The sequence below is a fragment of the Bradyrhizobium nanningense genome (assembly GCF_004114535.1).
Taxonomy (GTDB): domain Bacteria; phylum Pseudomonadota; class Alphaproteobacteria; order Rhizobiales; family Xanthobacteraceae; genus Bradyrhizobium; species Bradyrhizobium nanningense.
Window position 1 is genome coordinate 78605 of sequence record NZ_LBJC01000031.1, and the last position, 24352, is coordinate 102956.

The following is a 24352-nucleotide window of genomic DNA, read 5'->3' on the forward strand; positions in this document are numbered from 1 at the left end:
TACGTCTTCAGCGTGACCTTGTCGGGGAAGCTGTGCCCACCTCCCCGGTTCAAACCCTATCTCAGACCGTCTTCGCCCTTGATCTCCGCAACCGTGAGCCCACCGACGCGCGGCAACGGGCGCCCGCTGTCGGTGACAGCGACGGCGACCATGATCTCGTTGGCGCGCGGCGCGTCGTTGATCTGAACTTCCATGCCGTCGAAATGGCTGCGCACGAAGGCCGCGTCCTTGTGCCCGAGCGGAATGTCCAGCGTCGTGCCGGGCCCGCCGCGCTTCTTCGACGACGGGATCAACGCTGCGCCCTTGCTCAGGACTTTACGCACCGGCGCTCCCATTTTCGGGTGAAGGATCGCGGCGGCGTGTTCCAATTCGCCGTTCTCGCCGACGGCCGCGGCCTTGCCATAGCTCTGCGCCTTCGCGCCGTCGATACCGAGCGCCGCCACCGCGCGCTTCGACAAGAGCTCGCCGAGCTCCTCGCCGATCGCGATCAACGGCGAGAGGTCCTCGACATATTGTCCAGCGAAAGGATTTTCGATCACGGCAATGGCTGCGGCACGCCGGGTCGGCGGCGAGACCTGGCGGCCCATCTCCATCTGCGTCTCTTCGACGACTGTGACGATCTTGCGGATGATCGCGCTCATGTTTCGCTTCCCTGTTCAGGCACCAACCGCGCTCTCCAGCAGACGCGGGCGCGTTCGTTGCTCTTCAATATCCTTAGGTCCGATGACAAGCATATCACCACAAAGCTGCAATACGGCACCCTCGATCAATCCGCGATCGAACAATTGACGTGCACATTCCGCGCCAGAATCGAGGGCGGCAGTGATCTCATCCTGTGACAATTGACCGACATTTCGGGTGACAAGACGCGCGCCGAGATCGTTGTCGGGCTGAAGCTCGCAGGCCGGTTGCCTGACGACGGCAGGATGCCCCGGCAGATCGACGGCGTTGGCAATCACCGTCGCCGCGGCATCGGCCTGTGAAGCCGTCGCGGCCAGCACCGTCACCGCATCGGCAATCCCGAGCGAAAAGCTGCGGCCGTGCCGCCCGCTGGTCGCGACGCCCCCGACCTGGTCATCCGCATCGACCCTCATGGCTCGCATCACGCCGTCACGATCGGGACGATCCATCAGGCCAATCGAGAAATTCTCGCCTTTGCCCAGATGAAGGGCGATGTCGCCGCCATTGTTGACATAGGCCCGATCGAGCGTCGCAGCGCCCAGCATGGCGCCGAGGATCTCCTCCGCCACGCTGCCGGCGACGGCGGCCATCGGCGTGATGAAGCAATCAGCGGCAAAGGGCGCCACCGCCGCGTGCATCCGGCACGCCACCACGCCCCTCAGCGAGGTGCGCTCCTCCGCAGCAGCGCGCAGCTCCGGCAGCTCCACGCAGAGCTCGTCAAGCAGCCCGGTGAACCGCCGCGCCGCAGCTTCATAGGCCGCTCGCACCGCGTCTGTGCGCCCCCTCGCCTCAACGATCAGGTCAATCGGTCCATCCTGCAAATGCAGCCGCCGGCCATCAGACAGCAATGCGATTTGCGGCAGCCTCGTCATGCCCGAGGTCCTGGAATGGGGCTCTGCCAGGGCAACTGCCGGACATCCTCGCCGTTCTGCACCTCGGACAGCGGCTTTACGTAATCCATGTGGCCACCGAGCGCCGCGTAATCAGACAGCTTCATCGTGAACTCGATCGGCGCGACCAGCGCCGGCGTCGGCACATAGCCGAACGCACCCGCCGGCATCTGGGTGACATCGACCATGTAGGTGATGCCGCCGCCGGGCCAGACATAGACCGGCGCGCCGCCGCTGGTGACGCGCGTCAGAGCATCCTTCACCGAGCGCGTCAGCCGCACCGGATTGTCGGTGACGCCGGCGCGCAAGGAACCACCGGCGCCGGCCATGAACAGCACCGTGCACAGCGCCGGTTCGCAATTCTCCTGGATGCGCTCGACCGAGAACTTCAGATCGGCAGGCATCTCGGTCTCGACCGGCTTCAAGGCCTCGTCGAGCACGTAGTAGGACGAGTGCTCGCCGGTCGTGGACACCATCAGCATGGTCAGACCGGGCTTTGCTTCTTTGGGATCGAACGGCCCGAGGATCGCCAGCGGATCGGAAATGTTGGTGCCGCCCCACCCCGTGCCGGGATCGGCGACCTGGAAATAGCGGCCGGGCGTCGAACGCCGGCCTTTCATCTTGATGCCGGTGTCGGCGATGTCGAGCAGCTTGCCGGCCTGATGCTCCGAGAGCACCCCGGTGATGTGATCGTCGACCACGACGACCTCGTCGACCTTGCCGTGCCATTGTTTTGCGAACATGCCGATCGTCGCCGAGCCGCAGCCGACCCGCATGCGCTCTTCCCTGATACCGTTGACGACAGGCGGCTCGCCGGCCTGCACCACCACGGTGGCGCCGCCGTCGATGGTGAGCTCGACCGCCTTGCAATTGGCGAGGTCCATCAGCGTATCGCAGGTGACGCGGCCCTCCTTCTTGGAGCCGCCGGTCAGGTGATGCACGCCGCCGAGCGACAGCATCTGCGAGCCGTATTCGCTGGTGGTGACGTGGCCGACTGCCTCGCCCTGCGCGCGCACGGTCGCGGTCTCCGGCCCGAGATAGCGGTCGGTGTCGATCTTCACCTTGACGCCGCAATAGGAGAAGATGCCCTCGGTGACCACTGTCACCATGTCGACGCCGTCGACCTCAGCTGAGACGATGAAGGGCGCCGGCTTGTAGTCGGGATAGGTCGTGCCCGCGCCGATCGCGGTGACGAAGGTCGAGGGTTCGTGGACGATCTTGCCGTCCCAATCTTCCGTTCGGCTGAACGGGACCAGCTTGCCGCCATGCGAGACGGTGCGCTCCAGGATCACGTGCGGATCGACGCGGACGAGCTTGCCGTCGTGGTTGGCGTAGCGGTCGCAGGCACCCGCTGCGCCCGGCTTGATGTAACACATCACCGGACAAGCATCGCAGCGGATCTTGTCGATGGCGGCGTTCGTTGTTTCAGTCACCATGTCGAAGCCAGCAGGACCGCGGTTATCATTCGTATACGAACGATGTTGCGCGCGCTCCCCTCCGGCTGTCAAGCGGCGGTGCAGTGCAAAAGATACAGCTGCCGCATAAAACCTCATTTGCCTATCCGCACTGTCCACAAAGAAGGCAGTCGCGCTGCAGTGCGGCATGCATGGCTTGCACGTTTGTGTACAAACGGTATCGTCGCGGTCGAGATTTGGCAGCAATTGCCGCGAGCTTGAGAATGAGGATGACGCAGACACCGATCCGCCTCACCGTGAACGGCAGGATCCACGAGATCGCCGCGGCGCCGGAGACGCCGCTGCTCTACGTGCTGCGCAACGATCTCGGTCTCAACGGCCCGAAATATGGATGCGGCCTCGGCGAATGCGGCACCTGCACTGTCCTGATCGATGGCGCGGCAGCGCGCTCCTGCGTGATTCCCGTCAGCGGCTGCGTCGGCCGTGACATCGTGACGCTCGAAGGGCTCGGCACGCGCGACAAGCCCGATGTGGTGCAGCAGGCCTTCATCGACGAGCAGGCCGCGCAATGCGGCTACTGCCTCAACGGCATGATCATGACCACCAAGGCGTTGCTCGCGATCAACCCGCGACCGACCGAACAGGAGGCGCTGGCGGCGTTGCGCTATAATCTCTGCCGTTGCGGCACCCATGTCGAAATCCTCCGCGCCGTGATGCGGGCGTCGGGCCAGCTCACCGAGGCCGCGGATTGATGGCCTTCCCTGTTTCGAACGGAGCTGAGCGCTCACCGGGCTCGCTCGTCGTCGTCCGCACCGTGGATGAGGTCACATCCGAGACCTTCGTGCGGATCACCGCCGACGGATCGGTCACGGCCTATAACGGCCATGTCGATCTCGGCACCGGCATTCGCACGGCACTCGGCCAGATCGTCGCCGAAGAGCTCGACGTGTCCTTTGCGCGCGTCGTCGTGGTGCTCGGCGACACCGCTTTGGTGCCGAACCAGGGCGCGACGATCGCGAGCGAGACCATCCAGATCACCGCCGTCCCCCTGCGCAAGGCCGCGGCGCAAGCGAGACACTTCCTGATCGCGCGCGCGGCCGAGCGGCTCGAACTTCCGGCCACTGACCTCAGGATCGAAGACGGCCTCGTCCGCGGGCACGATAATCGCAGCGTCAGCTACGGCGAGCTGATCGGTGGCGAAGAGATCAGGCTCGAGCTTGCTGACGATGTCGCGGTCAAACCGGTCGGCGATTACGCCATCGTCGGCCAAGCCGTCCCGCGCGTCGACCTGCCGGCCAAGGCCATGGGCGAGCTGACCTTCGTCCATGACATCCGCGTGCCGGGCATGTTGCATGGCCGCGTGGTGCGCCCGCCCTATTCTGGTATCGATGCCGGCCCGTTCGTCGGCACCAGCCTGATCGCGGTCGACGAAGCATCGGTCCGCAACGTTCCCGGCCTCGTGGCAGTGGTGCGCATCGGCGACTTCGTCGGTGTCGTCGCCGAGCGCGAGGAGAATGCGATCCGTGCGGCGGAGCAGCTCAAGGTAAGCTGGAAGCCGACGCCGACCCTCACCGATCTTTCCGACGTCGAGACCGCGCTGCGCGCCAATCCATCGACGCCGCGCACGCTGATCGACAAGGGCGATGTCAGCGCGGCCATCGCCGGCGCGGCCAAGCCGATGCAGCGCACTTATGTCTGGCCGTATCAGATGCACGCCTCGATCGGCCCGTCCTGCGCCGTTGCCGATTTTCAGGACGGCAACATCAGGGTCTGGTCGGGCACGCAGAATCCACACGTGCTGCGCAGCGACCTTGCGCTCCTGATCGAGCGGCCCGAGAGCGAGATCGAGGTCGTCCGCCTGGAGGCCGCGGGCTGCTACGGCCGCAACTGCGCCGACGACGTCACGGCCGACGCGCTGCTGCTGTCGCGCGCGGTCGGCCGGCCCGTCCGCGTACAGTTGACACGCGAGCAGGAGCACGCCTGGGAGCCCAAGGGCACCGCGCAGCTCATCGACGTCAATGGCGGGCTGAATGCGGACGGCGGCGTTGCCGGTTACGACCTTGCCACGCGCTATCCCTCGAACGCCGCCCCGACCCTGGCCCTGCTACTCACGGGACGGATTTCCCCGGATCCCGTAGTGCTTCAGATGGGCGACCGCACCGCGATCCCGCCCTATGACTACGACCACATGCGCGTCGTCGCCCACGACATGGCGCCGATCGTGCGCGCCTCCTGGTTTCGCGGCGTCTCCGCGCTGCCGAACACCTTCGCGCACGAATCTTTTATCGACGAGGCCGCCACCGAGGCCGGCGTCGACCCGATCGAATATCGCCTGCGCTACCTGAAAGACCAGCGCGCGGTCGATCTCGTCAATGCAGTGGCCGAGCGCGCCGGCTGGACGCCACGCCCTGTGAGGCGGGACAAGGACGGCGAAATCGTGCATGGGCGCGGCTTTGCCTATGCGCTCTATGTCCATAGCAAATTTCCCGGCTATGGCGCGGCGTGGTCGGCCTGGATCACCGACGTTGCCGTGAACAAGACGACGGGCGACGTCAGCGTGACCCGCGTGGTCGCGGGCCAGGACTCCGGCCTGATGATCAACCCGGACGGCGTGCGCCACCAGATCCACGGCAACGTCATCCAGTCCACCAGCCGCGCGCTGATGGAAGAGGTTTCGTTCGAGCGCGGCGCCGTGGCGGCGCGGGAATGGGGCGCCTATCCGATCATCCCCTTCCCCGACGTGCCGGAGATCGACGTCTTGATGCTGCCGCGTCAGGATCAGCCGCCGCTCGGCGTCGGCGAGTCCGCCTCGGTGCCGAGCGCGGCGGCGATTGCGAATGCGATCTTCGACGCCACCGGGGTGCGCTTTCGCGAGCCGCCGTTTACACCGGAACGCATCCTGAAGGGGCTTCGCGGTGAAACATCGCCCATGCCGCAGCCCCTGCCCGCGCCCGCGGCCTCGCCTCCGTCCCGCATCTGGGAAAATCCATTCGCGAAGCGCGCCGGCATCTTCGCCGCGGTCGCGGCGGTCTGCACCGCCGCGATCGGCATCGGTGCATCACTGCTCCCGGGGCGCGCCATTGCGCCGATCGCACGACCGGATGCATCGGTTTATTCCGCGGCAACCATTGCACGCGGCCAACAACTTGCGGCGCTCGGCAACTGCGCGGAATGCCACACCACGATCAATGGCGTGCTCAACGCCGGCGGCCGCGCGCTGGAGACGCCGTTCGGCATCATCTACAGCACCAACATCACGCCCGACGTTGAGACCGGCATCGGCGCCTGGTCCTATCCCGCCTTCGAGCGCGCGATGCGCGACGGCCTGCATCGCGACGGGCGGCAGCTCTATCCCGCCTTTCCCTACACGCATTTCGCCAAGGCTGGCGATGCCGACATGCAGGCGCTCTATGCCTACCTGATGGCGCAGCCTGCGGTGCGCGCGACGGCGCCGGCGAACGAGCTCGCCTTCCCTTACAATTTCCGGCCGCTGCTTTCCGGGTGGAATGCGCTTTTCCACCACACACGCGAGTTCAAGTCCGATCCCGCAAAGTCAGAAGCGTGGAATCGCGGTGCCTATCTCGTCGAAGGTCTCGGCCATTGCAGCGGCTGCCATTCGCCGCGCAACGCGCTCGGCGCCGAGCAGCGCAATGCCTATCTCGCCGGCGGTTTCGCCGAAGGCTGGGAGGCACCGCCGCTGACCTCGCTGTCGCACGCGCCGATCCCGTGGAGCGAGGACGAGCTGTTCGCCTATTTGCGCACCGGCCATTCGCGCTATCACGGCGTCGCCGCCGGCCCGATGGCGCCAGTCGTCAGGGACCTCAAGGCCCTGCCCGATCAAGACATCCGTGCGATGGCGGTCTATCTCAACTCCTTCAACGACGCCGCGGCCGATGCGCCTGCTCTTGCAACGAAGCTCGAGAGCGCAACGCAGGTCACCGTCGCCTCTTCCACCGGTGCGCGGCTCTATCAGGGCGCCTGCGCCGTCTGCCACGAGGTCGGAGGCCTGCCGCTGTTCGGCAGCCGTCCTTCGCTCGCACTCAACAGCAATCTGCATAGCGCGACGTCGGACAATCTCGTGCAGGTGATCCTGCACGGTATTGCCGAACCTGTAACGAGCGATCTCGGCTACATGCCGGCGTTCAGGAACAGCATGAGCGATGCGCAAATCGAGGAGCTCGTTACCTTCCTGCGCAGACAGTTCGCGCCGGACAAGCCGGCCTGGACCGGCGTGCGCGAAACGATCGCGCGGGTGCGCGCGTCGGCGCACTGAGGTAAGACGAAGGAAGGCGTGGCTGAAAGCTCGCCTGCGGCCATCCTTCGAGACGCCCGCCTGCGGCGGGCCCTCAGGATGAGGACGTAGTGCCTGACAGCAGTTCAATAAGGCAAAGCTGCCGCTTGGCCTCATCCTGAGGAGACCGCGAAGCGCGTCGTCTCGAAGGACGAGGCGCTTGCTCATACCTCTTCCAGCTCAGCTTTAACTCTAGCCGTGCTTCTTCGCCTCCACCGGCGGCGTGCCGTGGGTGTGGAAGGATTCGATCGTCTTCAATCCCCAGGCCTGGCCTTTCTTGCGCTCCTCCTCGGTCCACACGATCGGCTTCCAGTCGGGCGCGAGAATGAGGCGCGCGCCGGCATTGGCGACCTCGACGCGGTTGCCGCCGGGCTCGTAGACGTAGAGGAAGAAGGTCTGCTGAATCGCGTGCTTGTGCGGTCCGGTCTCGATGTGGATGCCGTTCTCCAGGAAGATGTCGGCCGCACGAAGAATCTCCTCGCGGCTGTCGAGCGCGTAGGTGACGTGGTGGAAGCGGCCCGGCACGCCGGAATGGTCGAGCGAATAGGCAAAATCGTAGCTCTTGTTCGACATTGTCAGCCACATCGCAGCTTCGCGGCCGTCATTGAGCACGATCTGCTCCGTGAGGCGGCAGCCGAGGTAATTTTCGAAGAACTCTCGATTGGCCTTGATGTCGACGGCGAGGCAGTTGAGATGGTCGAGGCGGCGGACATTGACGCCGCGCGCGGGAAAGCGCTGCGCCTGGTTCTTCAGCGCAGGCTTCAGCTCCGGCGGAGCTTGATACCATTCGGTCTCGTAGTAGAGCTCGACGATGTGACCGTCGGGATCGCGGCAGCGGAAGGTCGGGCCCTGCCCCATGTCGCCGTCGATCCAGCCGATGTCGAAGCCGGATCCTTTCAGCGCGGCGACGCGCCGCTCCAGCGCCTGCTGGCTGCGCGCGCGGAGCGCCATGTGCTCCATGCCCGAGGTCTTCGACGCGGTGAGCTTGAGCGAATACCGCTCGTAATCGTCCCAGCCGCGCAAATAGACCGACTCGCCCTTCTGGCCGCTGACGGTCATGCCCATGACGTCGACGAAGAATTTCAGGCTCTCATCGGGCTTGGGAGTCAGCAGCTCCATATGACCGAGATGGGCAAGATCGAGCATCGGTTCGGGCTGCATGTTGTCCTCCAGCACAGCTAGCGATCCGCCGGGCCGGATCGCGCGATCGGGTGTAGGGCTGCAACACGCCGCCCCGACCGAAGGCGGCACTGAAGCCGCCGGTTCATTTGTACTAATGTACAAATGATTAGGTCTCGTCAACAAATCAACGCTGTCCTGAACCGCATCAAGTTCGCGGCACAAACACCCATATTCCTCCAACGGCGGGCTGACCGGCCGGATGGTAAAATCTTCCTAAACTTGCTCTTTGGGCTCCAATGATCTGGAATTGCAGCATTTTCCCGCCGTTTCCGCCCATAGATGGGCAATCGGAACAAAGCTCCTGGCCGAATTGTCGCGGATTTAACGAAGCGGCCGCGCCTGCCGCTTAACCGTTTGTCCAGCCACGGCCGCGCATAGTCCAGGGCAAATCCCTCGCTCTTGCCAGGTTCATTGATCGTGACATCCTTTGGACGCGTGATTTCGGTTCGCGGATCGCTCGCCCGGGTCGGGCTGCTGGCGGAAAGCCAGATGCCCATCTCGGAAGTTCGGGCGACCGTGGGCCGCTTCGTCAGCATCCGCAGCGCCAGCTCGGTCATCGTCGCGATGATCACCGAGGTATCCTGCGAGAATTTGTCGAGCAGCGACAACTACATCGCGGTCGCCTCGGTCGACCTGCTCGGCGAGATCCTCAACGCCAGCGACAAGCCGAAATTCCAGCGCGGCGTCACCAACTATCCGACCATCGGCGATGCTGTCGACCTGATCACCAGCCAGGAGCTGCGCACGATCTACGCGCCGACCGGCTCGGACCAGATCAATGTCGGTTTCCTGCAACAGGACCGCTCGGTCGTCGCCTATGTCGATGTCGAGGAAATGCTGTCCAAGCATTTTGCGGTGCTGGGATCGACCGGCGTCGGCAAATCCACCGGCGTGTCACTGCTGCTCAACGAGATCCTGAAGGCGCGCCCGAACCTGCGCATCTTCCTGCTCGACGTCCACAACGAATATGGCCGCTGCTTCGGCGACCGCGCGCTGGTGCTCAACCCGCGAAACCTGAAGCTGCCGTTCTGGCTGTTCAATTTCGAGGAAATCGTCGACGTGCTGTTCGGCGGCCGCGCCGGCGTGCCCGAAGAGCTCGACATCCTGGCCGAGGTGATCCCGCTCGCCAAGGGCGTCTACACCCAGTACCAGAACGCCGACCGCATTGGCCTGAAGCGCATCGATCCCAAGCAGATCGGCTACACCGTCGACACGCCGGTGCCCTATCGCCTGGTCGACCTGATGTCGCTGATCGACGAGCGCATGGGAAAGCTGGAAAACCGCTCCTCGCGCATCATCTATCACAAGCTGATCTCGCGCATCGAGGCGGTGCGCAACGACCCGCGCTACACCTTCATGTTCGACAACGCCAATGTCGGCGGCGACACCATGGCCGAAGTCATCAGCCATCTGTTCCGCCTCCCGGCGAACGGCAAGCCGATGACGGTCATGCAGCTCGCCGGCTTCCCGGCCGAGGTCATCGATTCCGTCGTCTCGGTGCTCTGTCGCATGGCCTTCGATTTCGGCCTGTGGAGCGACGGCGTCTCGCCGCTGCTGTTCGTGTGCGAGGAAGCGCATCGCTACGCCTCCGCCGACCGCAACATCGGCTTCGGGCCAACCCGCAAGGCTGTGTCGCGCATCGCCAAGGAAGGCCGCAAATACGGCGTCTATCTCGGCCTCATCACCCAGCGTCCGGCCGAGCTCGACGCCACCATCATCTCCCAATGCAACACGCTGTTCACGATGCGTCTTGCCAACGAGCGCGACCAGACGCTGCTGCGCGCCGCCGTGTCGGACGCCGCCGCAAACCTTCTCTCCTTCGTGCCCTCCCTCGGCACGCGTGAAGTGCTGGCCTTCGGCGAGGGCGTCGCGCTGCCGACCCGCTTGCGCTTCAAGGAGGTGCCGCCGCATCAATTGCCGCGCGGCGAAGCCACCATCTCGAGCGTACCGTCCGTCACCTCCGGCCACGACATGCATTTCGTCAGCGCCGTGCTCGAGCGCTGGCGCGGCGCCACCTCGCAGCGCGACGTGCCGAACGATCCGGTGTTCTCGGCTCCGCCCGCCAAAACGCTCTCCAACGTCGAGGCCCCGCTGCTGCAACCCTCGATGGGGCTCGATCCGGACCGCTTCTCGCTCCTGAAGAAGCCGCTGCGGTAAGGCGCGGACACCACTTCCACAGATTCCGCTGTCATGCCCCCGGCTTGCCGCCTTCGCCAAAGCTCCGGCGTGCCGAGCACTCTTGTAGCCCCGGCGTAGCCTTGGCGGAGACGGGACCGGGGCATCCAGTAATCCGCGGCCTCTCGATTGAATCAGTTCTGTCTCTGGAATACTGGATCGCCCGATCAAGGTCGGGCGATGACACTGAGTGCGTGGCGGGCACCTCGGCACATTGAGGCGGCCGCCCGCATGGACTATGTTTTGCCCGCTCGAAGCCGGCTTTCCTAACCGTGGCAAGCCTGCGCACGAGTGCCGAAGACGTGACGGACAAGACATGACCGAACTGGACTGGCCCGAAATTCTGCTGCGCCTCGGAGCCGCGACGCTCGCCGGCGGCGCGATCGGCCTGGACCGCGACCTGCACGGCAAGCCGATCGGGCTGAAGACGCTCGGTATCGTCGGGCTCTCCACTGCGACCGTCGTGCTGCTTGCGGTCCAATTTGCCGAGCCCGGCAAGATGACCGATGCGGCGAGCCGTGTGATCCAAGGCATCCTGACCGGAATCGGTTTCGTCGGAGCCGGCGTCATCGTCCACGAGAGCGAACGTTTTCGCGTGCGCGGCCTGACCAGCGCGGCCTGCACCTTCCTTGCCGCCTGTCTCGGCATTGCGTGCGGCATCGGGCAATGGAAGATTGTCCTGGTCGCGCTGGCCCTTGCCTTCGTTCTGCTCACGATCGGCCGCCGCGTCGAGCGCTGGTTGCATCGGATGCTTGGTGGCAGGGATGATTCGCACCGGGTGGAGGCTTCGACAAAGACGGGCTCCCAGGACGGTGGCTAGAACCGCAACCGCCGCGCCCAGATCGGCTTCAGCAATTCGAGCACCGTGAGCACCAGCAGTCCCGTGCCGAGCGTGACCATCAGATCGTCCAGGTGCAGGGGACCAAAACGAAACAGGCTGGACGCCGGCGGCCAGAACAAGGCCGTGGCGAGAACGAGCGCGATCGACAGGAAGATCCAGAGCAATGCCGGGTTCGGGCGGAAGAAGGCAGACAAGAACGACGCGCTGAAGGACCGGTTGACCAGCACCAGCGCGACGACGCAGACGACGAGCGCAATGAAGGCGAGTGCGCGCGCCTCATCGGCAGGCATGCCGGAACGAAGCGCGACGACGAAGATCGCGGCGATCAATGCAAACGCCATCGCGCCCTGAAGAACGCTCCAGCCGACCAACGGCCACGAGAACAGCTCCGCATCGGCGCGCCGCGGCGGGCGCGTCATGACATCGCGTTCCTCCCGCTCGGCTTCGAACACGAGCGAGCACACGGGGTCGATGATCAGCTCCAGAAACGCAATGTGAACGGGACCGAGAATCAGGGGCAGCCCGAAAACCAGGGGAAGCAGGGCAAGCCCCGCAATCGGAACGTGGACGGCGAAGATGAAAGCCATCGCCTTGCGGAGATTGTCGTAGATCCGGCGCCCCAGCCGGATCGATGCAACGATGGAGCCGAAATCGTCGTCGAGCAGGACGATCGAGGAGGCCTCGCGGGCGACATCGGTGCCGCGACCGCCCATCGCAATCCCGATATGGGCAGCCTTCAGGGACGGCGCATCGTTGACGCCGTCGCCGGTCATCGCAACGATCTCACCGTTGCGCTTCATCGCCTGAACGATCCGCAGCTTCTGCTCCGGCAGGACTCGCGCGAAAACGTTCACGTTCCTGACGCGCGCCTCCAACTCGCTGTCGTCCGCGAGCTTGATCTGCTCGCCGGTCATGACCTCGTTGACGTCGAGCCCGGCCTGCGCGGCGATCGCCATGGCGGTCGCCGGATAGTCGCCCGTGATCATGACGACGCGAATGCCGGCCGAGCGGCATTCGCCGACCGCCTCGGGGACGCCAAGGCGAAGCGGATCGGCCAACCCGACGAGACCGAGGAAGCGAAACGAAAAGCCTTCCTGTGAAGTCGGCAGGACCTCGCCGTCGCAGGTCGCCGCGGCAACGCCCAGCACGCGAAGACCATTCTTCGCCATAGCCGCGACCGAATCGCGCATCGCCGCCTGCTGCGCACCATCCAGCTTGCAGAGGCGCGCAATCGCCTCGGGGGCACCTTTCGCCGAGGCGAAGATGTCCTGCCGACGCGGCAATCGCCAAACCTGGGTCATCGCCAGCAGCTCGGGCCGCAGGCCGTAGCTGCGGATCAAGGTCGGGACGCCACCGGCTTCCTCAGCCTTCGGCAGATTCGCCTGCACGAACGTATGCAGGGCCTTCTCCATCGGGTCGAACGGTTCCGGCGAGCTCGCCAGAACGCTGCAACGCGCCAGCTCGAAAAACTCTGCGCCCACAGGAGCAGGCTGCGACGAGGCAATGCGCAAGCTCGTCCCGTCGCGCAGCCTCAGTTCCGCAACCGACATCCGGTTCTGCGTCAGCGTGCCAGTCTTGTCGGTACACAGCACCGTGGCGGAGCCAAGCACCTCGATCGCGGCAGCGCGCCGCGTCAGCACGCGCGCCTTCGAAATGCGCCAGGCGCCCATGGCCATGAACACCGTGAGGACGACGGCAAACTCCTCAGGCAACATGGACATGCCGATTGCGATGCCGCCGAGCAGCGCCTGCAGCCAATCCCCGCGCAATGTCCCGTAAAGCAGGACCGCGGCCAGGCTGATCGCCACGCCGCCGAGAAAGCAAAGCCGCACCAGCCGTGCGGTCTGTTGTTGCAACCGCGGCCGCTCTGTCTGCAAGCCATGCAGCGACAGCCCGATCTTCCCGATCTCGCTGCGAGGGCCGGTGGCCTCGACCTCGGCCAAGCCCTCGCCCCGCACCACCAGTGAGCCCGAATACACGAAAGGCTGATCGTCGCCGCCCGGGCGATGCTCGGCCAAAGCGGCTTCGGGAGCCGCCATCTTGGGGGCCTGCTTGCGCACCGGGACCGACTCTCCGGTCAGCAGCGACTCGTCGACCGCCAGATCGCGCGTGCTGACGAGCAACGCATCTGCCGGAACCCGATCGCCTTCGGCCAGGACGAGAAGATCGCCACGGACGACGTCCCGGCCCGCGATCCGCTGCCGCTCCCCGTCCCTGACTACGAGCGCTCGCGGACTGGTCAGCTCTCGCAGCGCTTCCAGCACGCGTTCGGTGCGGGTTTCCTGCACGATCGTGATCACGACGGAGATGGCACCGAATGCCAGCAGCAGCAGCGCCTCGCGGAGGTCGCCGAGCAGGAGGTAAATCAGCCCGCCGAAAAGAAGGAGTGCGAGCATCGGCTCGCGCAACACCTCGAGAACGATGCGCAGCGGAGTGCGCCGTTCGGGCCGAGGCAGTTCGTTGTAACCGTCCTGTTGCAGTCGCAGCCGGGCCTCGGCTTCGCTCAGCCCGGCCGAACCGCCGCTTACTTCCTTGCTCACGTCTTCCGCCGCAGGCTCCAGAGACTTCCAGCCCCCACGATGGCCGTCACGAGCAGGACGGCGACGAAGGTCTGGATGATGGTGAAGTTCAGGGCATCACGGGCGACGAACAGCGCGGTGATCGCGCCGGCAAGGACAAAGAGGATGCGGAAGATGATGCTCATGGTCGCGTCTCCGATCGGCATGACCTGAAGCCCACCTCGCCCTCGACATCGGGGCGCAACGCTCTTCGGCATTCATGCAAGAGGACAGTACCGGCCAGCACCGACACGTACTTGCGGAATGTCAAACCGTGCCTGGGACGCGATGTCGCTGATCCCGAGAACGCCGCCGCTTGCTTCATGAGATATCCACGACAGGCCCGGCCGACGATGGGCGCGTGACACGCATGCGAAATGACGCCGCGGCGGGAAATAAAGTTCCCGCCTGACGGGAACCAAAATGAATCCACAATCGCATACGTTTTGTTAAGAGCCTCGCTCATAACTAGCACAAACACGTCGGCGCAACCTCCACAAGTTTCCGTCAAGACCATGGACGGAGACGCGGACGAGTCGTGCCTGCCAAAGGGCGCCATCTCATGAACCTGCGAGCATCCATCATTGCGACGTGCGTCGGCGCAGCATTCTTCGGGGCTGGCTACATGTGGAACTACCAGCCCGACATCGTCAATTCCGATGAAATATGGAGCCTGTTTCAATCTGAGCATCGCAAGGCCCGAGCGGCGGTCTCTCGCATGCTCCTCGAGCCACGTTCAGCTCACTTCAGCGGCCTGCGAACGGTCGAGGCAGACGCTGCGAGATACGTATGCGGCGCCGTGAACGCGAAGAACAGGGCTGGCCACGCGATCGATGCCGCGTTCGTTTACACCGTCGCCAGCGACTTCGCCCGGGTCGACGACGACGGCCGGATCACCTCCCAACACTTTCCATACAAATCGTGCCCAATCGCAACCGACGTCAGGACTGCCGAACAACAAACGCCGATAGCGCCCGGCGCGCTGGCGGTGGCCAAGGCCGTCGGGAAGGTCATCCCCCAATCCAGCGGCGGGACGATGGAGCAACAGCTTGGCCAACTGGCCGCGCAGACAGCAGCAGTCGCATCGGCTGCGGGAAGCCCGTCGGGTCCGGCGGGGACAGGACCGGCCGGGACGGGACCGGCGCCGGCAGGGCAGCCTTCAATTTCGCAGATGCGGTCTTCAGTTTCGCAAATGAAAGCCGCCCCCGACACCGAACTCACCTGGCAGACCGATCGGCCGCCGGTCGCATGGCCGGCGCTCCCTTCAGGCCAATGCCCGGCGAAATCAACGCAGGAGCCGACGGCCGCCGAAGCCTTGGCTCTTGCGAAGGAGATCGAGGCCCGCTGGGAGCAGTCGAGAACATTGGAGCCTCCGACGAAACGTGTGTCGTCGGAAGAGATCAGGAAAGCACGCTGCGCGCTGCTTGCAATCGATCCCGCCGACAAGGACTATCCGCAGGCTTGGGCAGCCTTCGTGCGGCTGCGGAACATCGATCGCGAACTGGCCGGTTGAAGCCATCCGCTCTCGCGCGCAAGGCGTTTTGCGCTAGCGCTTCGCCATCAACTCGAGCGCCGGAGCAAAGCGCTCCGCGAACGTCAACGTCTTGGCGTGGTGAACTGCGGCAAACGATGCCGAGATTCCCGCCGACGCAACCGCGAGCAAGGCAATTACGAAAACCAGACGGCGCATGTTCGCCTCCTGTGTGAGCTCGACTACTCCATAGAGATGGGCCGGCTCTGTTTCAGGACGGTTTCGTGGGTGCGGAAATTGATTTCGCTCAAGCGGCTGTGATGAGATTCGGCTTATCTGGGCGCGTGCCGCGACTACCTAATATAATAATGGTCGACGTGTTTTTGCAGCGGAGCGCGACCGGTGTTGGGAATTTCACACCCGCGGCCACGATCCTAAGCACTGCAGCGACAAGCAGCATTCGCTGGAATGGGAGTCATCGAGGACTATTCAAATGAAGATCGTGATCCAGAAGCTCAATGGCCTGTGGCACCTCATCGTCGGGTCGTGCCAGATCCGAACGCCCTTCCTGGACACCCAGGACCGCGCGCTGGTGGTCACTTACGCCCGCCGCGCCTACCCCGGCGCCAAGATCTTCCAGCGCGATTGATGAACGATCGCGTCTAATCTTCGTCCGCCGGGCCGCACCAGCCGGGCAGATAGATCGCATCCTTGCTCTTGGCCGCGGACATCGCCTTCTCGAGGGCCTTGTCGAAATCGCCCTCCACCACCTTGCGCGAAACCTTCCGGCGCAGGAAGTCGGCCCACAGGAATTCGGAGAAGGGTGTGGTGTCCTTGGCGAAGCCGCCCATGCGGCGGATTTCGCCGGCAAGGCTGCGGAACGGATCGTCCTTGAGATCGGCGATCGATTTCGGCAGATCGCGGAACGACCGCCGCTCGCCCTTGCCGTCGTAAGGGTAGACCCAGCGCTTGTTGTCCATCACGCCCCAGAACGCCTCGCGCTCGACCATGCGGAGATCGCCGACGATGGTCACCAGCACCTCCTTGACGCCTTCGTCGTGCAGCGCGCGGCCAAGATGATGATGGTCGATCACGTAATAGCGCGCGTCGGGGCCGTAGACGACGGGGATCATGTGCTTGCCGAGCAGATCGGCCTGCTTCTTCTTGTCATGCTCGCGCCAGCGCTTGCGCTTCTCCTTGACCTCGCGCATGCCGACCGTCATCTGCGTCGGCCGGAGCGACAGGATCGGGATCGGATGCACTCTCGGCTCGCGCGCGTTGGTCGTGGTCATGGTCGAGGGCCCCTCGCATGGATGCAACTGAGGTTCAGGTTCCCCCGACTATGACATGGACTTGGCGAGGGCAAGACGCGTTCGGAAGCACGCCGAGATCAAAAGCCGATGTAGACGGAAACGAACGCGCGAAGTCCTTGGCCGTCGCTTGCCCGTTGTTGCAACGCAACCCTCGCGCGCTGCCGTCGACACGACGGCCGGTTCCACGATCGCTCCGGACCGGCCCCTTGCACAGATAGCGCCAGAGCACAATTACACGCGGACATTGCGAAGATTTTCTGCAACGCGTTCATCACGTGTGCTATCTAAAACCGCTGCTTCGGAGTGATCCCTACCCTATGACGACCCGGCGGCCCATAAGCTCTGACGACGAGCACCGGGTGCTCCAGTTCAGGCCGCGCACCTCGCCTTCCCCGGCGGTCCACCGCGGCAGCGGTACCGTGCAGCCGTTGCGCGTCGCGCCCGAACCGCTCGACCTGTCACGCTACGAGCAACCCCGCGCCGAGCCGGACGATTTCCGTCACCGCATGCTCGCCAACATCGCGGCGCTGGCCTTCACCATCGCGTTGACCGCAATCGGAATTTGGCTCGCGGTCAGCACTGCCGACCTGCGTCGGACCCAGGATTGCGTGCTGATGGGCCGCCGCGACTGCGTCAAGATCACGACGCCGCATATCTAGGCCCGATTCGCCGCCAGGCCCGGCGGAAGAGGCTCCGGCGGGCATCCCCAGCCCCGTCTCCTCGCCTGCCCGGCTCCATTGAACTCGGGGCGGCGCTCCGATATACGGGCTCTCGACCCGGCCAGAGGGGGGTTGAGGGCGTCATCGGGGGCGCGATGCCCACCCACCGTGCCACTCTGGATAATCTGAAAAATACCCGCAATATATCAAAGGCTTAGTGATGTCTTCCACATTCGATCAGGTCGCCACGATCATCGCTGAAACCTGCGACATCCCGCGCGACACGATCACGCCGGATAGCCATGCCATCGATGATCTCGGCATCGACAGCCTTGATTTCCTGGACATCGCGTTCGCGATCGACAAGCAGTTCGGCATCAAGCTGCCGCTGGAAAAGTGGACCCAGGAGGTCAACGACGGCAAGGCGACCACCGAACAGTATTTCGTGCTGAAGAACCTGTGCGCCCGCATCGACGAACTGGTTGCGGCCAAGGGCGCGAGCGCGTAAGCGCGCGACCATGCAACTCGAATACTTCCACATGATCGATCGCATCGTCGACCTCAAGGTCGACGAGAAGACGATTGTCGTCGAAGCCCAGGTCCCGAAGGAGAGCACCATCTTCGAGGGGCACTTCCCGGGTTACCCCTTGATGCCCGGCGTGCTCCTGATCGAATCGATGGCGCAGGCCTCGGGCTGGCTCCAGCTCGGCGTGTTCAAGTTCGAACGCATGCCGATCCTTGCCGCCGTGAAGGAGGCCAAGGTCCGCGGCTCGGTCTTCCCCGGCGATCTCATGAGCATCGAGGCGAGCCTCACCCATGAAGGCTCCGGCTATGCCATGACCGAAGCCAAGATCAGGGTCGGCGGCAAGCTGCGCGCGAATTCAGCGCTGACCTTCACACTGATTCCCTTCCCCAATGCGGATATGCGCGGTTACATGGCGAAAGTCGCCGAGCGTGTCGGCTTTCCGCAACAGGCCGTATCGCCATGACTGACACTGCTTCGAAGCCCGGCCAGACCGAAGTCTGGATCACTGGCATTGGCCTTGCGACCTCGCTCGGCGAGGGCCTCGAGGCCAATTGGGCCGCGCTTCAGGAGAAGCGCATCAATGTCGACGAGAAGGGCTTTGCGCCCTACATCGTGCATCCCTTGATGCCGGTCAGCTTCGACGCCCAGATCCCGAAGAAGGGCGACCAGCGCCAGATGGAAGCCTGGCAGCGCATCGGCACCTATGCTGCCGGCCTTGCGCTCGATTCCGCCGGGATCAAGGGCAACAAGGACATCCTGTCGAAGATCGACATGGTGGTGGCCGCGGGCGGCGGCGAGCGCGACCTCAACGTCGACACCGGCGTCTTGACGGCCGAGGCCAAGGGGGCGAACGCGCCCGGTTTCCTCAACGAACGGCTGATGAGCGATTTGCGCCCGACCTTGTTCCTGGCGCAGCTTTCCAACCTGCTCGCCGGCAACATCGCCATCGTGCACGGTCTTGGCGGCACCTCGCGCACCTTCATGGGCGAAGAGGTGGCGGGCGCCGATGCCGCCCGCATCGCGCTGGCGCGCATCGCCTCGGGCGAGAGCGACATTGCCCTCGTTGGTGGCTCGCACAACGGCGAGCGCAAGGACCTGATGGTCCTCTATGAATTCGGAGACTTCAACCTGAAGGACAAGTTTGCGCCGGTGTGGGCGCGCAAGGACCACGCCGGCTTCGCGCTCGGCTCGGCCGGCGCCTTCCTGGTGCTGGAGTCGAAGGCGCATGCGCAGGCGCGCGGCGCAAAGCCGTTCGCAAGATTGTCGAGCGTCGTCGCCGACCTCGCCCGGCGCAAGCAGCCCGGCGACATGGCCGTCACGCTGGAAAAGCTCTGGGCCAAGCTGCCTAAGCGCGAGGGCAAGGGCGCCATCATCACGGGGGCGACCGGCGCGGAGCCGGCGACCAGCGAAGAGCGCGGCTTCCTGAAGGGCCATGCCGACTTCCCGGTGCGCTCGACCGGCACGATGTTCGGCCATACCATGGAGACGCAATTCCCGCTTGGCATCGCACTCGCCGCGCTGTCGATCTCGCGTGGTGCGCTGTTCCCGCCGAACGATTCCACGGGCACCGAGATTGAAATGCAGGGAGCCCCCACCCAGATTGTGGTGGTGGGAGCCGGACACTGGCGCGGCGAAGGCATGGCGCTGGTCGAGGCGGTTAGCTAGCTCACCCGGGGGATCGACATGACTGCACCACGCGACAAACTCGGGCGGCCCGTCGTCGTCGTCACCGGCATGGGCATCATGACCTCGCTCGGTGCCGGCAAGGCCGACAATTGGGCGAAGCTCGTTGCCGGCGAATCCGGTATCCGCACCATCACCCGCTTTCCGGTCGACGGCCTGAAGACCACGATGGCCGGCACTGTCGATTTCGTCAGCGTCGATCCGTTTTCCTCCACCGGCCTGTCCGAGCGCATGGCTGAATTGGTGACGCAGGAAGCGCTCGAGCAGGCCGGCATCGGCGCGAAGGCAGATTTCCCGGGTCCCCTTTTCCTCGCGGTCGCGCCGGTCGAGGTGGAATGGCCGCAGCGCCGCGAGCTCGGCCGCGCCGTCGGCAAGCCCGACTTCACCTATGACGATTTGCTGCGCATCTCCGGCGGCGGCAAGTACGCCGCCTATCACCACCGCTTCATGTTCGGCTCGGTGGCGGCCCACCTCGCCGAAACCTTCGGCACCAAGGGCTCGCCGATCTCGCTGTCGACGGCCTGCGCGTCCGGAGCCACCTCGATCCAGCTCGGCGTCGAGGCCATCCGCCGCGGCGAGACCGACGCCGCGCTGTGCGTCGCGACCGACGGCACGGTCAATCCTGAAGCCATGGTGCGCTTCTCGCTGCTCTCGGCGCTGTCGACCCAGAACGATCCGCCGCAAGCGGCCTCCCGCCCCTTCTCCAAGAACCGCGATGGCTTTGTCATGGCCGAGGGCGCCGGCGCGCTCGTGCTGGAGAGCTATGAAGCCGCCACCGCGCGTGGCGCAAAGATCCTCGGCGTGATCGCCGGCTGCGGCGAGCTCACCGATTCCTTCCATCGCACCCGCTCCTCGCCCGACGGCAAGCCGATCATCGGCTGCATGAACAAGACGCTGGCCGATGCCGGCATGACGACGGACCAGATCGACCACATCAACGCGCACGGCACCGCGACGCCCGAGAACGACAAGATGGAGTACAACACGACGTCGGCCGTGTTCGGCGAGCTCCTGCAGAAGATTCCGGTCACCTCCAACAAGTCGATGGTGGGCCACACCATCTCGGCCGCCGGCGCAGTCGAGGCGATTTTCTCGCTGCTCACGCTCGAGCATCAGCGCATTCCGCCGACGATCAATTACGACACTCCGGATCCCACGATCCTGTTCGACGTCGTCGGCAACAAGGCGCGGGATGCTCGCGTCACCGCCGTGATGTCGAACTCTTTCGGCTTCGGCGGCCAGAACGCCTCGCTGATCCTGACCCGCGAACCGGCCTGACCGGACGCATGGCGCTGATTCCTATCAGCACGAAGATTCGCGCGCGGAATGCAGCCAAATCGATCAGCGGCAGCCTGATCGGCGCGGCCACGGTCGGTATGCTGCGCACGACACGCTATTTCGATCCGGTCAAGACCTCGGACTTCTTCGCACGTGCGACCAAGCTGATCGGGCGGCGTCTGCGCGAGCACCGCATCGGCCGCGCCAATCTCACTGCGGCCTTCCCCGAGAAGTCGCCGGAAGAGATCGAAGACATCCTGATGGGCGTGTGGGACAATCTCGGTCGCGTCGGTGCCGAATTCGCCCATATGGACCACGTCTGGGATTACGACCGTGCCCATCCGGAAAACAGCCGGATCGAACTGCCCCAGAGCAGCGTCGAACGGTTCGACCGCATCCGCGACGACGGCAAACCGGCTTTGATCTTCGCAGCGCATCTGGCCAACTGGGAATTGCCGGCGCTCGCCGCGGTCGCGCATGGGCTGGACACCGCGATCCTCTACCGCCGCCCCAACATCGCCTCCGCCGACCGCATCATTCAGGAAATGCGCCAGGTCAACATGGGCACGCTGATCCCCGCCGGCCGCGACGCGCCGCTGCGGCTCGCGCAGGCGCTGAAGGACGGCAAGCACGTCGCGATGTTGATCGACCAGTACCTGACCGGCGGCGTCGAGGTCAGCTTCTTCGGCCGCAAGACCCGCGCCAATCCGATGCTGGCGCGCCTGCTCCGCCAGGTCGAATGCCCGATCCACGGCGTACGCATCATCCGCCTGCCCGGCTTTCGCTTCCGCGCCGAGCTCACCGAAGAGATCCCCCCGGTGCGCGATGCGGACGGCAGGATCGACATCCAGGGCACGACGCAGGCGGTCACCAATGTGGTCGAGAGCTGGGTGCGCGAGCATCCCGAGCAATGGCTGTGGCTGCATCGCAGGTGGCGGTAGCTCGTCGTCATTGCGAGGAGCTCGCGACAAAATTGCGTAGCAATTTTGCGCTGAAGCGACGAAGCAATCCAGAGTGCCGCCGCGGAGAGATTCTGGATTGCTTCGCTTCGCTCGCAATGACGAAGTGCGACCCCTCTACCTTCCCGTCTTCACCTTGGTCCAAAGCCTATTGATGATGCGCTGCGTCGCCGGCTCCCGCGCCGTGATGACGAACAATTTTGCGAGCGTCGCCTCGTCCGGATAGATGTTCTTGTCGTTCAGGATCTTCGGATCGACCAGCTTCTGGCTGGCGAGGTTGCCGTTAGCGTAGGACAGGAAGTCCGAGTTCTTGGCGGCAACGTCCGGACGGTAGAGATAGTTGATCAGCTCGTAGGCTTCCTTGACGTTCTTGGCGTCCGCCGGGATCGCGAGATTGTCGAAGAACATCTGCGCACCCTCCTTCGGAATGGCGTAGCCGATCTCGATGCCGCTCTTGGCTTCGGCGGCGCGGGCGCGGGCCTGCATGATGTCGCCGGACCAGCCGACCACGAAGCAGATCTCGCCGGTGGCGAGCGCGCTCAAGTATTCGGACGAGTGGAACTTGCGCACGGACGGGCGGACTTTTGCGACCACATCGGCGGCCTTCTCCAGGTCGGCCTGCTTGGTCGAGTTCGGATCGAGCCCGAGATAGTTCAGCGCTGCCGGAAAGATGTCGTCGGCGGAATCGAGCATGTGCACGCCGCAATCTCTAAATTTTGCCAGGTTCTCCGGCTTGAAGACGATGTCCCAGCTGTCGATCTCGGCATCGGCCCCAAGGATCTGCTTCACCTTGGCGACGTTGTAACCGATGCCCGTCGTGCCCCACATGTAGTTGGCGGCGTAGACGTTGCCGGGATCGTAGATGCCGAGGCGCTGCGTCACCACCGGCCAGGCATTGGCCAAGTTCGGCAGCTTCGACTTGTCGAGCTTCTGGAAAATGTTGGCCTTGATCTGGCGCTGCAGGAAATAGGCGGTGGGCACCACGACGTCGTAGCCGGACCTGCCGGCCATCAGGCGCGTCTCCAGCGTCTCGTTGGCATCAAAGGTGTCGTAGACGACCTTGATGCCGGTCTCCTTGGTGAAGCCCTCCAGGACATCCGGCGCCATATAGTTGGACCAGTTGTAGAAGTTGACGACCCGCTGCTCGGCCCCTGCGGGGGCGATGAGCAACGTCAGCGCTGCGGCGATTGCAAAACCAAGGCAAAGCCAGGAAAAGCAAAGCCTCAAGCGGCCGACCTTCGTCATCGCTACCTCTTGCGTCCGCGCACCGCGTCCGACAGCCGCTCCAGCGCGGTGTCGAGAGTCTCATCCTTCTTGGCAAAGCAGAAGCGAACCACCGAGGTCACCGGATCCTGCTCGTAGAACGCCGAGACCGGGATCGCCGCGACCTTATAATCCCTAACGATGCGCCAACAGAACTCGGTGTCGCTCTCGTTGAGCCCGAGCGGCGACAGGTCCACGGTGAGGAAGTAGGTGCCTTGCGACTTCAGCACGGGGAAGCCGAGGCTTTCGAGCCCCTTGGTCAGGCGGTCCCTGCTCCGCGTCAAATCCTTGCGCATCGACAGGAAGTAATCGTCGGACTTGCCGAGGCCGTAGGCCACGGCGGCCTGCAGGTTCGGCGCGGTGGTGAAGGTCAGGAACTGGTGCACCTTGGCGGCGACACGGAGCAGCGGCGGCGCGGCGCAGACGAAGCCGATCTTCCAGCCCGTCAGCGAGAAGATCTTGCCGGCCGAGCCGACCTTGATGGTGCGCTCGCGCATGCCGGGGATGGTGATCAGCGGGATGTGCTTGTGCTCGTCGAAGGTGACGTGCTCCCAGACCTCGTCGCAGATCGCGATGACGTCGAACTCCTGGCAATAGCGTGCAAGCAGCTCGAGGTCCTCGCGCGGATAGACCACCGCGGACGGATTCAAGGGATTGTTGAACAGCACCGCCTTGGTCTTTGAATTGAAGACGCTTTTCAGCATGTCCTCATTCAGCCGCCAGTGCGGCGGCTCGAGCCGGACGAGGCGCGGAATACCGCCGGCCTGGCGGATGATCGGCAAATAGGAATCATAGACCGGCTGGAAGCACACCACCTCGTCGCCGGGCTGGACCACCGCGAGGATGGCCGATGTCAGCGCCTCGGTGCCGCCGGAGGTCACCATCACCTCGCTCATCGGATCGAGCTTGAGGCCGTGCCAATGGCCGTAATGGGTCGCGATCGCCTGGCGCAGCTCCGGCAGGCCCATCATCGACGGGTACTGGTTGTAGCCGTTCAGCGAGGCCTCGGCCGCGGCGCGGCGGATGTCCTCCGGGCCGGGATCGTCGGGGAAGCCCTGGCCGAGATTGATCGCATTGTTGTCGCGCGCGGCCTGCGACATCGCCTCGAAGATGGTGACGGGAAGGTCGGCGAAGACCTTGTTCAGCGAGGAGCTCTTGGTTGTCATC

22 protein-coding genes are annotated in these 24352 nt (G+C 64.5%); 12 read left to right on the top strand and 10 right to left on the bottom strand.

Features of this window, described 5'->3' with window-relative positions; genetic code table 11:
• Positions 1 to 56: 56 nt before the first annotated feature.
• Genes XH84_RS26435 through XH84_RS26445 form a run of 3 tightly spaced genes read right to left on the bottom strand, consistent with a single transcriptional unit; the run spans position 57 to position 3007 of the window.
• On the bottom strand, positions 57 to 641 hold the full coding sequence (locus XH84_RS26435; protein ID WP_128922414.1) for an amino acid synthesis family protein: 585 nt from the start codon (positions 639 to 641) through the stop codon (positions 57 to 59).
• A gap of 15 nt (positions 642 to 656) precedes the next feature.
• The gene (locus XH84_RS26440; protein ID WP_128922415.1) at positions 657 to 1553 is read right to left on the bottom strand and encodes a UPF0280 family protein; all 897 of its coding nucleotides are present in this window, start codon (positions 1551 to 1553) and stop codon (positions 657 to 659) included.
• Entirely contained in the window at positions 1550 to 3007 is a 1458-nt protein-coding gene (locus XH84_RS26445; RefSeq protein ID WP_128922416.1) for a 6-hydroxynicotinate reductase, read from the bottom strand. Before XH84_RS26445 ends, XH84_RS26440 begins: the two co-directional genes overlap by 4 nt.
• 248 nt (positions 3008 to 3255) lie before the next feature.
• Here XH84_RS26445 and XH84_RS26450 point away from each other — a divergent pair, with 248 nt between their 5' ends.
• Together XH84_RS26450 and XH84_RS26455 are read left to right on the top strand one after the other, a co-directional pair.
• Positions 3256 to 3738, top strand: a complete 483-nt coding sequence (locus XH84_RS26450; RefSeq protein ID WP_128922417.1) for a (2Fe-2S)-binding protein — start codon at positions 3256 to 3258, stop codon at positions 3736 to 3738.
• On the top strand, positions 3738 to 7259 hold the full coding sequence (locus XH84_RS26455; protein ID WP_128922418.1) for a molybdopterin cofactor-binding domain-containing protein: 3522 nt from the start codon (positions 3738 to 3740) through the stop codon (positions 7257 to 7259). The genes XH84_RS26450 and XH84_RS26455 overlap by 1 nt, the downstream gene beginning before the upstream one ends.
• 210 nt (positions 7260 to 7469) lie before the next feature.
• Here the strand turns inward: XH84_RS26455 and XH84_RS26460 are convergent, their stop codons facing one another.
• Positions 7470 to 8438 (bottom strand): catechol 2,3-dioxygenase, encoded by a 969-nt coding sequence (locus XH84_RS26460; RefSeq protein ID WP_128922419.1) that lies wholly within the window; start codon positions 8436 to 8438, stop codon positions 7470 to 7472.
• A 438-nt stretch (positions 8439 to 8876) separates the two neighbouring features.
• Here XH84_RS26460 and XH84_RS26465 point away from each other — a divergent pair, with 438 nt between their 5' ends.
• Positions 8877 to 10616, top strand: a complete 1740-nt coding sequence (locus XH84_RS26465) for an ATP-binding protein (protein ID WP_128922420.1) — start codon at positions 8877 to 8879, stop codon at positions 10614 to 10616.
• Positions 10617 to 10950: 334 nt separating this feature from the next.
• Entirely contained in the window at positions 10951 to 11454 is a 504-nt protein-coding gene (locus XH84_RS26470; RefSeq protein WP_128922421.1) for an MgtC/SapB family protein, read from the top strand.
• Here the strand turns inward: XH84_RS26470 and XH84_RS26475 are convergent.
• Together XH84_RS26475 and XH84_RS40040 are read right to left on the bottom strand one after the other, a co-directional pair.
• The gene (locus tag XH84_RS26475) at positions 11451 to 14015 is read right to left on the bottom strand and encodes a cation-translocating P-type ATPase (protein ID WP_128922422.1); all 2565 of its coding nucleotides are present in this window, start codon (positions 14013 to 14015) and stop codon (positions 11451 to 11453) included. The two genes, XH84_RS26470 and XH84_RS26475, sit on opposite strands and share 4 nt — an antisense overlap.
• The gene (locus XH84_RS40040; protein WP_164936628.1) at positions 14012 to 14179 is read right to left on the bottom strand and encodes a hypothetical protein; all 168 of its coding nucleotides are present in this window, start codon (positions 14177 to 14179) and stop codon (positions 14012 to 14014) included. The genes XH84_RS26475 and XH84_RS40040 overlap by 4 nt, the downstream gene beginning before the upstream one ends.
• Positions 14180 to 14595: 416 nt before the next feature.
• On the opposite strand from XH84_RS40040, the gene XH84_RS26480 reads away from it, so the two are divergent.
• Positions 14596 to 15546, top strand: a complete 951-nt coding sequence (locus tag XH84_RS26480) for a hypothetical protein (RefSeq protein WP_128922423.1) — start codon at positions 14596 to 14598, stop codon at positions 15544 to 15546.
• 33 nt (positions 15547 to 15579) lie between these two features.
• On the opposite strand, the gene XH84_RS40045 is transcribed toward XH84_RS26480, so the two are convergent.
• A complete protein-coding gene (locus XH84_RS40045; protein WP_164936629.1) occupies positions 15580 to 15723 on the bottom strand; it encodes a hypothetical protein in 144 nt (47 codons plus the stop codon).
• 274 nt (positions 15724 to 15997) lie between these two features.
• Between XH84_RS40045 and XH84_RS40050 the strand changes: the two genes are divergently transcribed.
• Positions 15998 to 16153 carry a hypothetical protein gene (locus XH84_RS40050; RefSeq protein ID WP_164936630.1) on the top strand — a complete coding sequence of 52 codons (156 nt, stop codon included), beginning with the start codon at positions 15998 to 16000 and terminating at the stop codon, positions 16151 to 16153.
• 13 nt (positions 16154 to 16166) lie between these two features.
• Here XH84_RS40050 and XH84_RS26485 read toward each other — a convergent pair whose 3' ends face one another.
• On the bottom strand, positions 16167 to 16796 hold the full coding sequence (locus XH84_RS26485; protein ID WP_128948511.1) for a ParB-like protein: 630 nt from the start codon (positions 16794 to 16796) through the stop codon (positions 16167 to 16169).
• Between the two features lie 338 nt (positions 16797 to 17134).
• On the opposite strand from XH84_RS26485, the gene XH84_RS26490 reads away from it, so the two are divergent.
• From XH84_RS26490 to XH84_RS26515, 6 genes are all read left to right on the top strand, one after another.
• Complete coding sequence (locus XH84_RS26490; RefSeq protein WP_128948512.1) at positions 17135 to 17476, top strand: hypothetical protein; 342 nt, start codon at positions 17135 to 17137, stop codon at positions 17474 to 17476.
• Between the two features lie 220 nt (positions 17477 to 17696).
• Positions 17697 to 17984, top strand: coding sequence for an acyl carrier protein (locus XH84_RS26495; protein WP_007592476.1), 288 nt, complete (start codon positions 17697 to 17699; stop codon positions 17982 to 17984).
• A gap of 10 nt (positions 17985 to 17994) precedes the next feature.
• A complete protein-coding gene (locus XH84_RS26500; protein WP_128922426.1) occupies positions 17995 to 18465 on the top strand; it encodes a 3-hydroxyacyl-ACP dehydratase FabZ family protein in 471 nt (156 codons plus the stop codon).
• The gene (locus tag XH84_RS26505; protein WP_128922427.1) at positions 18462 to 19667 is read left to right on the top strand and encodes a beta-ketoacyl-ACP synthase; all 1206 of its coding nucleotides are present in this window, start codon (positions 18462 to 18464) and stop codon (positions 19665 to 19667) included. The genes XH84_RS26500 and XH84_RS26505 overlap by 4 nt, the downstream gene beginning before the upstream one ends.
• 18 nt (positions 19668 to 19685) lie before the next feature.
• Positions 19686 to 20963 (top strand): beta-ketoacyl-ACP synthase, encoded by a 1278-nt coding sequence (locus XH84_RS26510; RefSeq protein WP_128922428.1) that lies wholly within the window; start codon positions 19686 to 19688, stop codon positions 20961 to 20963.
• 8 nt (positions 20964 to 20971) lie between these two features.
• Positions 20972 to 21904 (top strand): lipid A biosynthesis lauroyl acyltransferase, encoded by a 933-nt coding sequence (locus XH84_RS26515; protein WP_128922429.1) that lies wholly within the window; start codon positions 20972 to 20974, stop codon positions 21902 to 21904.
• Between the two features lie 135 nt (positions 21905 to 22039).
• Here the strand turns inward: XH84_RS26515 and XH84_RS26520 are convergent, their stop codons facing one another.
• Together XH84_RS26520 and XH84_RS26525 are read right to left on the bottom strand one after the other, a co-directional pair.
• Positions 22040 to 23167, bottom strand: a complete 1128-nt coding sequence (locus tag XH84_RS26520; RefSeq protein WP_128922430.1) for a polyamine ABC transporter substrate-binding protein — start codon at positions 23165 to 23167, stop codon at positions 22040 to 22042.
• 2 nt (positions 23168 to 23169) lie between these two features.
• Positions 23170 to 24351: an aminotransferase gene (locus tag XH84_RS26525; RefSeq protein WP_128922431.1), complete on the bottom strand. Its 1182-nt coding sequence runs from the start codon at positions 24349 to 24351 to the stop codon at positions 23170 to 23172.
• Position 24352: the final 1 nt, after the last annotated feature.